The 13,402-nt window shown below is 61.5% G+C and carries 11 protein-coding genes; 6 read left to right on the top strand and 5 right to left on the bottom strand.

The annotated features are described in order from the left end of the window. Positions 1-102 precede the first annotated feature (102 nt). On the bottom strand, positions 103-1,227 hold the full coding sequence (locus HS961_RS05065; RefSeq protein ID WP_238347798.1) for a class I SAM-dependent methyltransferase: 1,125 nt from the start codon (positions 1,225-1,227) through the stop codon (positions 103-105). 33 nt (positions 1,228-1,260) lie between these two features. Between HS961_RS05065 and HS961_RS05060 the strand changes: the two genes are divergently transcribed. The 6 genes from HS961_RS05060 to HS961_RS05035 all read left to right on the top strand — a co-directional run bounded on the left by HS961_RS05060 (position 1,261) and on the right by HS961_RS05035 (position 6,259). Beyond that, positions 1,261-2,037 (top strand): SDR family oxidoreductase, encoded by a 777-nt coding sequence (locus HS961_RS05060; RefSeq protein WP_182326668.1) that lies wholly within the window; start codon positions 1,261-1,263, stop codon positions 2,035-2,037. Between the two features lie 26 nt (positions 2,038-2,063). Beyond that, positions 2,064-2,438 (top strand): dihydroneopterin aldolase, encoded by a 375-nt coding sequence (locus tag HS961_RS05055; protein WP_182326667.1) that lies wholly within the window; start codon positions 2,064-2,066, stop codon positions 2,436-2,438. 4 nt (positions 2,439-2,442) lie between these two features. Further along, the gene (gene ttcA, locus HS961_RS05050) at positions 2,443-3,438 is read left to right on the top strand and encodes a tRNA 2-thiocytidine(32) synthetase TtcA (RefSeq protein ID WP_182326666.1); all 996 of its coding nucleotides are present in this window, start codon (positions 2,443-2,445) and stop codon (positions 3,436-3,438) included. 131 nt (positions 3,439-3,569) lie between these two features. Next, a complete protein-coding gene (locus tag HS961_RS05045; RefSeq protein WP_182326665.1) occupies positions 3,570-4,292 on the top strand; it encodes a hypothetical protein in 723 nt (240 codons plus the stop codon). A 10-nt stretch (positions 4,293-4,302) separates the two neighbouring features. Then, the gene (locus tag HS961_RS05040; RefSeq protein WP_182326664.1) at positions 4,303-4,944 is read left to right on the top strand and encodes a histidine phosphatase family protein; all 642 of its coding nucleotides are present in this window, start codon (positions 4,303-4,305) and stop codon (positions 4,942-4,944) included. 358 nt (positions 4,945-5,302) lie between these two features. Then, positions 5,303-6,259 (top strand): LysR family transcriptional regulator, encoded by a 957-nt coding sequence (locus HS961_RS05035; RefSeq protein ID WP_182326663.1) that lies wholly within the window; start codon positions 5,303-5,305, stop codon positions 6,257-6,259. 128 nt (positions 6,260-6,387) lie between these two features. Here the strand turns inward: HS961_RS05035 and ruvB are convergent, their stop codons facing one another. The 4 genes from ruvB to HS961_RS05015 form a co-directional block, all read right to left on the bottom strand. Then, positions 6,388-7,461 (bottom strand): Holliday junction branch migration DNA helicase RuvB, encoded by a 1,074-nt coding sequence (ruvB, locus tag HS961_RS05030; protein WP_182326662.1) that lies wholly within the window; start codon positions 7,459-7,461, stop codon positions 6,388-6,390. Positions 7,462-7,503: 42 nt separating this feature from the next. Further along, entirely contained in the window at positions 7,504-9,276 is a 1,773-nt protein-coding gene (locus HS961_RS05025) for a trypsin-like peptidase domain-containing protein (RefSeq protein WP_182326661.1), read from the bottom strand. A 321-nt stretch (positions 9,277-9,597) separates the two neighbouring features. Beyond that, positions 9,598-11,097 (bottom strand): trypsin-like serine peptidase, encoded by a 1,500-nt coding sequence (locus HS961_RS05020; protein ID WP_182326660.1) that lies wholly within the window; start codon positions 11,095-11,097, stop codon positions 9,598-9,600. Positions 11,098-11,588: 491 nt separating this feature from the next. Further along, positions 11,589-13,028, bottom strand: coding sequence for a trypsin-like serine peptidase (locus HS961_RS05015; RefSeq protein WP_182326659.1), 1,440 nt, complete (start codon positions 13,026-13,028; stop codon positions 11,589-11,591). Positions 13,029-13,402: the final 374 nt, after the last annotated feature.

Below are 13,402 nucleotides of genomic sequence, written 5' to 3'. Positions count from 1 at the left end.
AGGCCTGAGACCATGTGTCAGGGCTTGGCACCGGCAGCCATATTCTTCCGGCCTCGGCAGTCACTGGCAGCCTGACCCGCCATCTGCCAGAGGCCGCGCAGGCTACAGCCGGTGCATACGGTCGCCCTGCACAAAGCCGACCGGTTCCCAGATCTCCACGCCCTTGCTCAGCATGATGGCCTTGAAGAACTCGCCCATTTCGTGCTCCATCATCAGCTTGGCGGCCTTGCTGCGGGCGATGACCTCGAGCTGGTCCAGCTTGGCGCCCAGACCGCAGTTGATCAAAAAATGCGCCTGGCTGGTGTAGCCCAGCACGTCCATGCCGGCATCCTGCGCCGCCACTGCGGTGCCCGTAAAGTTCACATGCGCGGTGATGTCCTTGAGGCCCACCAGCACCAGCGGGTCGCTGTCCACCTGGTGCAGGTGGTGGCAGACGAGGGTGCCCATATGGCGCTGCGGGTGGTAGTACTCCGGCTCGCCAAAACCATAGTCGATCAGCAGCACCGCGCCGCGCGTGATGCGGTCGGCCAGGGTCGCCACAAAGGCTTCGCCCTGGGGATGGATCTCCGTCAGGTACTCGGCCTCCAGCGGCAACTCCGGCTCTACCGGCGGGCGCAGTGGGGTAGCGCGTTCCGCCCAGGCAAAGCGGATGTCCTCGCCATCCTCTGAAACACGGCCCACCACCACACCCCGCTCCTGCCAGATGCCCTGCTGGCGCAGCAAGAGCTTGACCGGCATCGCATCGAGTACCTCGTTGCCGACCACCACGCCCTGCATCTGCGCGGGCAGGCTATCGGCCCATTGCACCTGGTCGCCAAAGCGGGCCAGGCGTTCTTGCTGGCGCAGGCGCAGGCTGCCGGAGACATCGACAATCGTGTAGCGGGTGCAGGCGGGGCCCAGGGTAGACAGCAGCTGCTCGGCCAGCGCGCCGGTGCCGGCGCCAAACTCCCAGACCTCGCTGGTCTGGGTGTGGACAAAGGCATCCTGCACCTGGGCGGCGACCAGCTCGCCAAATACCGGCGACAGCTCGGGAGCGGTGACAAAGTCACTGCCCTGCTCAGGCATCACGCCAAACTTGCTGCGGCTGTTGGCGTAGTAGCCCAGGCCGGGCTCGTACAGCGCCATGCGCATGAAGTCATCAAACGGGATCCAACCGCCGGCCTGGGCAATAGCCTCAGCGATGCGTTTGGCCAGTACAGTCGTTAAACTAGAGGGTTCTGTATTCACCCCTCTATTGTCGCCGCTTGCCGCGCGCTTGCCATGCCACTGCCTTCTTCGACCCCACGCACCGTACTGGTCACTGGCGCTGCCAAGCGCCTGGGCCGGGAGATTGCGCTCGGGCTGGCGCGCCATGGCTGGCAGGTGGCGGTGCACTACCGGGGTTCGGCCGCCGAGGCCGCGCAGACGGCTGCCGACTGCGCAGCGCTGACGGGCCTGAGCGGCCATTTCGACGCTGATTTTGACGACGAGACTGCGGTGCGCGGCTTGCTGCCCCGGGTGATCGCCCATTTCGGCCAGGTCGATGCGGTGGTCAACAGCGCCTCGCTGTTCGAGCATGACAGCGCCACCGATTTTGGCTATGCGGCACTGGAGCGCCATGTGCGCAGCAATACGGCCGCGCCCATTGTGCTGGCACAGCTGCTGCACCAGCACATCAGCCAGCGGGGCGACGAGGCCCAGGGCGTGGTGGTGAATCTGCTGGACCAGAAGCTCTGGAACATGAACCCCGACTTTGTCAGCTACACCCTGAGCAAGGCGGCGCTGGAAGCGGCCACCACCTTGCTGGCCCAGGCGCTGGCACCGCGCCTGCGGGTGGTGGGCGTGGCCCCAGGTTTGACCCTGACCAGCGACTACCTGAGCCCCGAGAAGTTCGAGGCCCTGCACCGCATGAGCCCGCTGGGGCGTTCTTCCACCGCCGAAGACGTGGTCGCCACGGTGCGCTTTGCGCTGGACAACAGCTCAATCACCGGCACAAGCCTGCTGGTGGACGGCGGCCAGCACCTGATGCGGTTTGACCGCGATTTTTCGATGATGTAGCGATTCTTCGCTGCCTTGCTGCTTTTATGACGACATTTGACACCGGGTTGCAAACCCTGAGCTTGACGGGCCTGCGTTTTGATGCCAATTTAGGCATCCTCGCCCACGAGAAGACTGCGCCGCAACCCATCTTGGTCGATGTGGATATCAACCTGGGCCAGCAACCGTTGGCGCCCAGTGATGACGACATCATGCATGTGCTGGATTACCGCAAGGTGCGCCAGATCATCATCGATGAATGCACGGCCGAGCATGTGAACCTGCTGGAGACCTTGATTGGCAAGGTCGCCCAGCGGCTGATGCAACTGCCCAATGTGCGCGGCGTGCGCGTGAAGATCGCCAAGCTAGAGATTTTTGACGATTGCGAAGTTGCAATCCGCACTGAAACCGGACAATGGTGAACCTATGAATGCCCCCACCGATACCGCCCACCTCCAGCCCCAGCCAGCCGCCGCAAACGGCTGGGACTTTGACGACGCCGCTGGCGACGATGCGCAGGACGCCGTCTCCAGCGAAAAACGCTTGAAGATCCAGCGCGAGAACCACAAGCTGGAAAAGCGGCTCTGCCGCGAGGTCGCGCGCGCCATTGGCGACTACAACATGATCGAGGACGGCGACAAGGTGATGGTCTGCATGTCCGGCGGCAAGGACAGCTACACCCTGCTCGACATCCTGATGAAGCTGCGCGCCCGCGCGCCGATCAAGTTCGACCTGGTAGCCGTGAACCTGGACCAGAAGCAGCCCGGCTTTCCCGAGCATGTGCTGCCCGAGTACCTGAAAAGCGTGGGCGTCGACTTCCACATCGAGAACCAAGACACCTACAGCGTGGTCAAGCGCGTGGTGCCCGAGGGCAAGACCACCTGCGGCCTGTGCTCGCGCCTGCGCCGCGCCATTCTGTACCGTGTGGCCGACCAGCTGGGCTGCAACAAGGTGGCGCTGGGCCACCACCGCGACGATATCGTGCAGACCTTGATGCTCAACATGTTCCACGGCGGCATCATGAAGGCCATGCCGCCCAAGCTGGTGAGCGACGATGGCAAGCATGTGGTGATCCGCCCGCTGGCCTATGTGCCTGAGAAGGACACCGAGCGCTGGGCCCAGTACCGCGATTTCCCGATCATTCCTTGCAACCTCTGCGGTAGCCAAGAGAACTTGCAACGCCAGATGATTGGCGACATGCTGCGCGAATGGGACCGCAAGCACCCGGGCCGCGTCAACAACATGTTCCGCGCGCTGCAGCATGTGGTGCCTACCCATTTGGCGGATCCCAAGCTGTTCGACTTCCAGAACGCCAAGCCCACCGGTATTGCCGATGAAAACGGCGACAAGGCCTTCGACCATGACGACCTGCCCAGCAATCCGTCGCTGCCAGCCGGCATGCAGGTGGTGCAATTGGGTTAAAGGCCGTTTTTGTGAGCATGCAGCCCCGCTTGTCGCCCCTGGCTGACAGCCGCTGCGGCTCCCAACGCTTATGGTTGAGCGCATGCGCTGTGTCTTTATGGCGCAGCGCTTTTTTTTCGGGAGACCGCTCCATGTTTTCATCCATCCACCCCGCGCAAAGCCGGCCATCGCTGTGGCGCCTGGCAGGAATCGCCGTCGTCGCCTCTGCCAGCATCTGGCTGGCAGGTTGCGCCGGTGTGCGCACCATCGACAGCGATGTGCAGAGCTACTCCACTCTGCAGCAGCGGCCCGCGCCGCCCACCTACCGGCTGCAGCTGCTACCTTCCCAAATCGCGCTGGGGCCACAATTTGATACCGTCGTTCAGCAGGCAGAAGCCTCATTGGCAGGCGTTGGCCTGCGCCGAGACGACAGCCAAGGCAGCGTAATTGCCCAAATCGATGCGCAAGCTCGTTACATCCCTGACAGCTGGCTGATGCCTGGCAGCCCCTACAACCCTTATGGCGGTTTGGGCTGGGGCCCTGGCTGGGGTTGGGGCTGGCGCGGCGGCATCGCATGGCGCGACACCGGCCCGTCGTTGCACTACCGCGCGGTGCAGCTGACCTTGCGCGACGTCCAGACCCAGCAAGTCGTCTACGAGACCTCGGCCCGCTACGAAGATGTCTGGGTCGACGACCAGGTGATCTACCGCATCCTGTTCGACTCGGCACTCAACGGCTTTCCCAAGCCGCCGCAAGGGCCACGCCGTGTCAGCACCACCACCAGTGGCAAGCCTGCATCGACCCAGCCCGCGCCCTCGTCTATCTCACCTGCTGCGGCCGTCAACCCCGTAGCCCCCAGCGTCAAATCCAAATAACAAGGAACGCATGCACAGCACCCAGATCATTGCCATTCGCCACGGGGAGACCGATTGGAATCTTGCCGCCCGCATCCAGGGCCATACGGACATACCGCTGAACGCCACAGGTGAGCGCCAGGCCCGGCAACTGGCCCAGGCTTTGGCGGAGACCCCGCTGGCGCACATCTACAGCAGTGATCTGCAGCGCGCATTGCGCACCGCCCAGGCGATGGCACAGGCCAATGGTGCGCCGATCAGCACCCACAGCGCCTTGCGCGAGCGCAGCTTTGGCGACTACGAAGGCTTCCGCTTTGCGGACATTGAAGTGTCTGACCCGCCATCAGCCTTGCGCTGGCGTAAGCGCGACCCGGTCTTTGCCCCGCCTCAAGGCGAATCGCTGCAGGTGCTGCAGGCCCGGGTATCGCAGATCGTGGGCGAACTGGCCGCCGGCCACCTCGGCCAGCAGATCGCGCTGGTCGCCCACGGCGGCGTGCTCGACTGCCTCTACCGCCTCGCGACGCACCAGGAGATCCAGGCCCCCCGCACCTGGGAGCTGGCCAATACCAGTGTCAACCGCTTGCTGTGGACGCCAGACAGTGGCCTGACCTTGGTCGGCTGGGGCGACACCAGCCATCTGCAAACCATCGGTTTGGACGAAACCACCCAATAGCAGCGAGACGCCCTCTTCCTGACCAGCCGCCCACCGCCCGCCTCTGCCATCCATCGCTTGTGACTTTTTTGCATCAGTTCCCTGATGCACGGCTTGGCCCGTGCCGGCTCCGCCTGCCCGCCTCTCCTTTGTCGCCCTGAGCCGCCGGCGATGACATAAACAAATGAAATGCAATGCCTCATAGAGCCGATAAAATACCAAGGTATGTCAGCGTTCACTCCAACCCTTGGTGATCAAGTGACATTTAATTACTTTTAGAATTCACTAATTGCTTGATCATTATTAATAGTAGTGCGACCATCTATAGACGAGTTCAATGACTCCTCTGTTCGATTACTAAAAAGGTATTGACCGTTATATGCCAGAAGCCGAGCTGACCCGTAAACCCCTGCCAACGCCCTCCCTCCGGCAGCTGAGCTGCTTCAAGGAAGTGGCTACGCACCGCAGTTTCAGCCGTGCCGCGCAGGCCCTGTCCATGAGCCAGCCCGCTCTGTCTTCGGCCATCCGCGAGCTGGAGACACTGCTGGGTACCGCGCTGTTTGACCGCAGCACCCACCATGTCCGCCTGACATCCGCAGGCGAAGCCGTGCGACCGCAGGTCGAATGGATGATCAACAACTTTGTGCAAGGCGTGCAGGATTTGCAGCAGTTACTCAAGTACCAGGCCGATACCGTGCGCATCAGCTGCATCCCCTCCACCACCCACCTGCTGGCGCCGTGGCTGGCCAGCTGGCAGCAATCCCACCCGATGGTGGACCTGCAGCTGCATGACATGCGCAATGACGACCTGCTGGCCTCCGTCGCCAATGGCAGCTCGGACATCGGCCTGGGCTTGGAGTTCACCGTGCCGCCGTCAGTAGAGACGCAGTTCGTGACCGAAGACGAGGTCATGGCCGTGATCCCCGCCAAGCACCGCCTGGCGCAAAAAACCGATCTGCGCTGGTCCGACCTGAGCGACGAGCCGCTGGTGGTGCTCTCGCGCGGCAGCACCTACGAGATGATTGTCTCGGTGCTTGAGCAGCAAGGCGTGGGCACCAGCCACACCGAAACCCTGAGCTATACCGAATCGCTGTACGCACTGGTGCAAAGCGGCCTGCGCATTGGCCTGCTCTCGCGCCTGTACACACAGGGGCACCAGAGCGATGACTGGGTCACCGTGCCGCTCAAAGGCCCGCTGCTGTCTCGGCGCATCTGCCTGATGACGCGTTCTGCCAATGGCAGCCGCCGCGCCATCGTGCAAGAGTGCTGGGACTACCTCTGCGAGAAAATGGGCAACGAATCGCCCCCCAACAAGCGCGCCGCCAAGGCCGCTTGAGTCTGAGCAAGCGGGGCAGCCAGCCCCAGCTTGGACCGGCCGCCATCTACACTTTCCCCGCTCGGCGCCCGGCTAGGCGCTATGGCCAGTCGCCTAAACCCACGCCCCCAGTGCTTGGCTTGAATGCCCTAGACCAGCGCTGCTTGCCCGGGCCCGCCGCCTACCAGCCCCAAATGGCGGTAAGCCGCCTGGGTCGCGATACGGCCCCGCGGCGTGCGCTGCAAAAAGCCCTGTTGAATCAAATACGGCTCGATCACATCTTCGATCGTGCCTGGCTCCTCGCCAATGCTGGCGGCAATATTGTCCAGGCCCACTGGCCCACCATCAAAACGGTGCACGACCGCCTCCAGCAGCTTGCGGTCCATGATGTCAAAGCCCAGAGGGTCCACATCCAGCATCGCGAGCGCGCGGCATGCCATGTCCTGCGTGATGCGGCCATTGCCTTTGACGTCGGCATAATCGCGCACCCGGCGCAGCAGGCGGTTGGCAATGCGCGGCGTGCCGCGTGAGCGGCGGGCAATCTCCAACCCGCCTTCGTCATCGATGGGTGTGCTCAGCAGACCTGCGCTGCGCATCACGATCCTGGTGAGCTCTTCAGTGGTGTAGAACTCCAGGCGCGCCACGATGCCAAAGCGGTCGCGCAGCGGGTTGGTCAGCATGCCGGCGCGGGTGGTGGCGCCCACCAGGGTAAAGGGCTGCAGATCCAGCTTGATGGAGCGCGCCGCTGGTCCTTCGCCGATCATGATGTCGATCTGGTAGTCCTCCAGCGCCGGATACAGGATTTCTTCGACCACCGGCGAGAGGCGGTGGATCTCGTCGATAAAGAGCACATCATTGCGCTCCAGGTTGGTCAGCAGCGCGGCCAGGTCCTTGGGTTTTTCCAGCACCGGGCCGCTGGTCTGGCGCAGGTTCACACCCAACTCCGAGGCAATGATGTGCGAGAGCGTTGTCTTGCCCAGGCCCGGGGGGCCGAACAGCAGCACATGGTCCAGCGCCTCGCCGCGCTTTTTGGCAGCACCGATAAAGATCTCCAGCTGCTCACGTGCCTTGACCTGGCCGACATACTCGTCGAGCTGCTTGGGACGCAGCGCGCGCTCCAGCACATCCTCCTGCGGCGAGGATTGGCTCGCGGAAATGACGCGGTTGTCAGGACGGGGGACGGGCGCAGGGGCGGTGGCGAAGGTATCGGTATGGATGGTCATGGGTCAGTGCGGGCATGGCCAGGGAGTGGTTCACAGACATCACTAAGGCGCATCCCACACATAATAAGCCAGTCCGTCATACAACAGCCCCGCATCGGCCCGCCACCGCTCGCTGGCCTGGGTTTGCACGCTGTAGTGGTGCACACCAGGCACATACTGGTAGGCGCGGTAGACCGGCTCCACCCCGTCGCCCGGCTGCGCAGGCGACCACCAGGCAATGCCGTCGTAGTTCCAAGTGGGATGGTAGGTCTGTACAAATTGCCGCTCGGCGTCGCTGATCGTATAGAAATGAGCGAGCACCTCCGGGTTGAAGTAGCGGTGGACGGGCATGAGGCGGTCATGCGCACGGTCCGCAGCATAGAAGGCGATGCCGTCAAAGACCAGGTCATTCGGGAACGCCGCAATCACCGTGTCGCGCTCCTGCACCGACACTGTATAAAACTCTCCTCCCGAGCGCAGCACCTGGAAACGGTAGACGGGCATGTGCAGATCGCTGTTCACGGCAACTTCCGCTCCCAGCCAGGCCGCAAAATTGGGCAGTGCCTGATCCAGGCGGCCATAGACCACAAGACCATCCTTGGCCGGGCAAACGTTGTCGCCGCCCGTCAGCGTGCCGGTGACCCGGCCATTGACAAACAGTGCGGAACCGCTGGAGCCTCCTTCAACGCCGCCCTGGCTCCACAGCACGCGGTAAAAGCCGCCACTTGGCTGGGCCTGTGGTTCGCAATCCAAGGTGCGGCCCACATAGTCCACATGGCAACTGGCATCCTCCTGCAGCTTGCCCGAAGACAGCATCATCAAATCCCCGCGAGGATGGTGCAACCCCGCCACCGGAACGCCTAGGGCTTGGGTAGAAGCATCCCAGCCGGCAAACAACGCGCCCGCTGGCGGTGCTTCGTCCAACTGCAGCAAGGTCATGTCGTTGCCGATGCTGGTGGCCAGCCAACGCGCCGCGCTGTAACGCTCTGCATGGCCGGCAAACAACTGCAGGCTGTTGCAGGACTGCGAGTAGTAAAACCAGGAGGTCTGCAAGGTCGACGCGGTCGCCTGGTCGCGTACACAATGCGCAGCGGTCAGCACATAGGGGGTCAGGTCTTCGCGGGGGTTGTTGAGCAAGGTCCCGGTGCACTGGAAAGTGCGGGCCTGGCTCACATACACCATGCGGATAATGGCATCGCGCTGATCCAGCAAGGCGGTTTGGCAGTTCACATCCTGCTGACAGCCGTTGGACAGGCGTTTCTCGGACAGTACGGCCACATCCGCCGCCTTCGTCTGTTCGGCCTCGCTGGGCGCCACCACAATCTGCGAGAGCTGGGGCATCGCCCATTGCAGGCTGCTGGTGGCCACTGCGCTAGGCAGCAAGATCTCCAGCACCGGCGTGGGGCCAACATCGGGCGTCCACCAGGTGCGCGTACCGGTCTGCCCATTCACCACCAAGCGCTCCAGCAGCGCAGCGCCGGTCACTTCGTAGCTGATGGATGCTTCGGGCGATGCGTACACCCGGAACACTGCCATCGCGGGAAGTGCCGCAAACTCCAAGCCTAAACGCAGGCCATAGGCATCGGCCGCCAGCCATTGCAGCGCGGCCACCTGCTGGCCCGATGGCAGGGTCTGCCATTGCAGCAACTGCGCCACCTTGTCGGCGCTGGCCATGGTTTCCAGCACGCGCGCCACGCCAATCTGGCGCACGCCGCCCTCGTCTGGGGCCAGGGCTTCCTTGCTGTTCTCCCAGGGCGGCAGTGCGATGGGAACGACAGCGCTGCTCGAGAGTGTCAGCGCATCCTTGGCGCTCAGCGCGCTTGGGCTGGCCGGCATTCTGCGCGCCTCCACTTGCCAAGCGGCATGTACCAAGCCGCATCCCCCTGCAACCACCAGCACCGACACCAGCCGCAGCCAGTGACCCCAAAGCGCCGACCCCGAACTGGACACATTGCGACAAGACATGATGGACTCCCCGCGGTTGCCACAAGAAAAGCAGCTTCGATCAATACAAACTACCGATCGAAGAAAGCCAATCTAGAGCAGTCAGTCACATCAAACAAGTCTATGAACTAGTACAAAAACAAAATATTTGTTAACCAAAAGCAAAAAAGGCCTGTGCACAGGCCTTGGGTCGCCCAGCCGGCATCGCGCACCTCAATCGTGGCCAGCCAACCAGCGCCAGATATGGTCGTTGAACACCTTGTCAAACCGACCGTAGGTATAAATAGTCGACGCCAGGCAGATGCCTCGGCCGCCCCTGAGCGTGGCAATCAAGCGATCATTGCGAAACAGCCCAGAACCGCTGCTGCCACCCTCTGCGGTGCCCTGCCCAAAGCGCACGTGGTAGTAGGCGGTATTGGACGCACCCCCAGTGTTGCAGCCGGGCGCATTGCTGCCGCTGGAGCCGCAATTGCTATAGCCCGTCACGCTGCCCACGCTGTACTTGAGCAAGTCACCCTGGGGATGGTGCAGGCCATAGACGGCATCCCCCACTTGACCTGGGGCGCGCGCATCCCATCCCGCAAAGGTCACCCCAGCCGGCGGCAACTGTTTGAGTTCCAGCAATGCCGAATCGGTCGTGGTGCTGGCATGCAGCAGCATTGCGCCATCACTGCGCACCATGGAATTCAGCGCCGGAACCGTCGCGTTGCAGCTGCGTGCCCGGTAGAACCAGGTGGTCACCAAGGTCGATGCCACCTCCTGGGTCGAGATGCAGTGGTCGGCCGTCAGGAAGTACGGCGTGAAGTCATCCTTGTTGTTGTTGAGCAGGGTACCGGTACACAGATGGGAGCTGCCGTCCGGGCGGGTGAACATCATGCGGGCGACCGCATCGCGCGCAGTGCGGTAGTTGCTGGTGCAAGAAGCATCCAGGTTGCAGCTTGCCGCGTTTCCGGCCTTGCTTGCCGCAGCCTGCATCGCATCCATGCGGATCGCATCGGCCAACTCGGCCTCAGTGGGCAGGGACAGGCTGCGGTAGAGGTGCGAGACCATCGGGACCGAGATGCGCAATGCCTCCGCATCCATGCCGGCAGGCAACACCACCTCCAGGGTGGCATCACCGGCGCCGACATCCGGTGTCCACCAGGTGTTGGCGCTTGCGCCTGTCCCATCCGCCCTGCGGTTCTCCGCCAGAAGTGCGTTCACTTCAGCAGCACTGCGCTCCATGATGGCTTGGGGCTTTTCCTGGCTGTAGATGCGCAGCCGCGCCCCATCGGGCAAACGCTCGACCAGGACGCCGGCACGCAATCCATAGGCACCGATCGACTGGATATTGATCGCAGCGGCCTTCTCGCCCGAGGGCAGCGCCGTCCACTGCAAGGCCGACTGGGTTTGCGCCACAGTGCTGGTGGCCGCCACGGCGCGGCCGGTCCCAATCTGCTGCGCCGTGCCCATGGCAGTCTCGCTGGCCAGGGTCTTCTCCAAGTCTGGCTCGGGCAAGACCACAAAATGGGTCTGCAGCGGAATCCCCAGAGGCTGCGGCGCAGGAGGGGTCGCCTTGACCGCCGAGGCCGGCAATACCACGGGGTCCTTGATATCAATGACCGGCTTATCCCGCCCGTCGTCATCGCCGCCTCCGCAGCCTGACAACGCCAGGACCGCTGCTACGCCCGCACCCCATAACAGACTGGGCACTGCATATTTTGCGTATTTCATGCTAAGTCACTCCCGAATCAAATGCGATTTAGATACAGCAAACTGCCGAATTGCAGTTTGCTTTTTCATTCTCCGAGGAAGCTCCAATACGGACGAATATAATAGTAAATTCCATATCTCGAGGTAAGCATCGAGAAGCCCGCAACCTCCCACACACCGAAGAGAAAATAAACCCACAAAAAGAAACTCATCCATTAATGATATTTAATGTTTGTAGTTTTATATTTTTAAATAGATCAATCCCCACCCCACGCCCAAACTTATTCAAAAATTCACCCACTCCATTTTAAAAACAACAGATTTCGAGGTCTGACTATGCCACTCAGGGATTTGGCTGCCACTTTCCCCGCACGACTAAACTTGGCAGGCTCTAGATCCATGCTCCAATTGGCATGCCGCTCTTTTTCGCGTCGATGACGAAAAAAAACCTGCCCCCAATGGACAGGTTTTCAAGGAGATGGACGAGGGTTGTGGCGATAGGCCAGCGCATGTCAGTCGTTATTGGCCAGCCAGTGCCAGAGGCTGGCATTAAATACCTTGTCAAATCGACCGTAGTATTGGGTAAACACGGGCGCCTCGCAGGTTGATGCGCCGCCCCACAGCGTCCCGATCAGGCGGTGGTTTCGAAACAAGGCGGATCCACCGCTACCGGCCATGGTGATGCCCTGGCTCCATCGCACGCTGTAGAAATCGCCCTCCGAATCGCCCTCTCCACATTCAACAATCACGCCGCCATCGGAATAGCAACTGCCATAACCCGATACCTCGCCCGTGCTGAGCTTGAGCAAGCTGCCGGCGGGGTGATGCAGGCCGTAGACCGCATCAGCCGTTTGGCCCGGCGTGCTCGCATCCCAGCCGGCAAAGGTAACACCCGCTGGCGGCATCTCGTTGAGCTTGAGCAGTGACGTATCGGTCGTCTTGTCGGCATAGAGCAGCGTCGCACCGGCACTGCGTATTGCAGTATTCGCTCCCGGGATATTGGAATCACAACGGCTGGATCGGTAGAACCAGGTTGTCTGCAACGTCGATGCTGCTGACTGGAGAAATAGGCAGTGATGGGCCGTCAGAAAATAGGGTGTGAATGCATCCTTGGTGTTGTTCACCAGCGTACCAGTACACAGATAGGACTCGCCGTTCGAGCGCGTGTACATCATGCGGGCTACCGCATCGCGCGTGCTGCGGTAATGGTCGGTACAGGAGGCATCCGTAATGCAGCTCGCCGGGTCATCGGCCATAGTGGCCTCGGCCCTGAACGCTTCTGCCAGCTCCTTGTCGGTAGGCAAGGAGAGGTTCTGGTAAATGTGCGAAACCATGGGGATCGAGATGCGCAATGCATCTACCGCGGTACCGGCTGGCAGCACCACTTCCAGCGTGGCATCACCGGCGCCCACATCGGGCGTCCACCAGGTGCGGGCAGCCGCAGCGATCTCCCCCGCGCTTTCATTCTGAGCGAGTAGCGCATTGATCTCGGCGCCACTGCGCTCCACGATGGCATCGGGACGCTCCTGGCTGTAGATACGCAGCTGCGCACCATCGGGCAGGCTCTCGACCAGTACACCCGCGCGCAAGCCGTAAGCGCCCGGGGACTGGATATTGATGGCCGCCGCCTGCCCACCCGTGGGCAAGTCCGTCCACTGCAGCGCCGACTGGGTTTGCGCCACCGTACGGGTAGCGGCCACTGCGCGTGACAGTCCAATTTTCTGCGCCGGTCCAGCCGATTCATCACTGGTCAAGGCTTTTTCAAGCGCCAGTTCAGGGAGCTGCACAAAATGCGTCTGCACCGGCACGTCAAGAGGTAGAGGTGCAAGGGCTTGCGCCTTGACAGCCGATGCGGGCAACACGACAGAATCCAAACTAAGGGTTGAGGGCTGGGCTACTGCGGCACCCGCCATCCATAGCAGGCCGAGCACTGCATATTTTGCGTATTTCATGCTGAGTCACTCCCAAATCAAATACTATCCAAATACTGCAAACAGCCGAATTGCGGTTTGCTTTTTTATTCTCCCAGCAGCAACCAATATCAATGACCACAAGCGTAATTCAAACATCAACGCGTAACCCCAACAACCCATCGCTACGCCTATTCAACGAAAGCACCAGATCACAAAAAGAAACCTATCCATCGATTTGATTTTTTATTTCATCATTGGAATCCAACGCACATGAAAGCCATATATTTGAGTGATGCTTGCTCTGCAGAAATTTGCATAACCATTGATAGTTCAGAGCCAGACGGCGGAGCGCATGGTTTATCGATGGCACCACGGACATACATTCTTGAACGCCGTGACAATATGAAAAAAAC

The sequence above is a fragment of the Comamonas piscis genome (assembly GCF_014109725.1).
GTDB lineage: Bacteria > Pseudomonadota > Gammaproteobacteria > Burkholderiales > Burkholderiaceae_C > Comamonas > Comamonas piscis.
This window is presented reverse-complemented; position numbering and strand designations above follow the sequence as displayed.

Bases quoted from the DNA above. Each gene is read 5' to 3' on its own strand.
- HS961_RS05060 (WP_182326668.1), top strand. From the start codon at position 1,261: ATGCCACTGCCTTCTTCGACCCCACGCACCGTACTGGTCACTGGCGCT.
- HS961_RS05055 (WP_182326667.1), top strand. From the start codon at position 2,064: ATGACGACATTTGACACCGGGTTGCAAACCCTGAGCTTGACGGGCCTG.
- ttcA (WP_182326666.1), top strand. From the start codon at position 2,443: ATGAATGCCCCCACCGATACCGCCCACCTCCAGCCCCAGCCAGCCGCC.
- HS961_RS05045 (WP_182326665.1), top strand. From the start codon at position 3,570: ATGTTTTCATCCATCCACCCCGCGCAAAGCCGGCCATCGCTGTGGCGC.
- HS961_RS05040 (WP_182326664.1), top strand. From the start codon at position 4,303: ATGCACAGCACCCAGATCATTGCCATTCGCCACGGGGAGACCGATTGG.
- HS961_RS05035 (WP_182326663.1), top strand. From the start codon at position 5,303: ATGCCAGAAGCCGAGCTGACCCGTAAACCCCTGCCAACGCCCTCCCTC.
- ruvB (WP_182326662.1), bottom strand. From the start codon at position 7,461: ATGACCATCCATACCGATACCTTCGCCACCGCCCCTGCGCCCGTCCCC.
- HS961_RS05025 (WP_182326661.1), bottom strand. From the start codon at position 9,276: ATGCCGGCCAGCCCAAGCGCGCTGAGCGCCAAGGATGCGCTGACACTC.
- HS961_RS05020 (WP_182326660.1), bottom strand. From the start codon at position 11,097: ATGAAATACGCAAAATATGCAGTGCCCAGTCTGTTATGGGGTGCGGGC.
- HS961_RS05015 (WP_182326659.1), bottom strand. From the start codon at position 13,028: ATGAAATACGCAAAATATGCAGTGCTCGGCCTGCTATGGATGGCGGGT.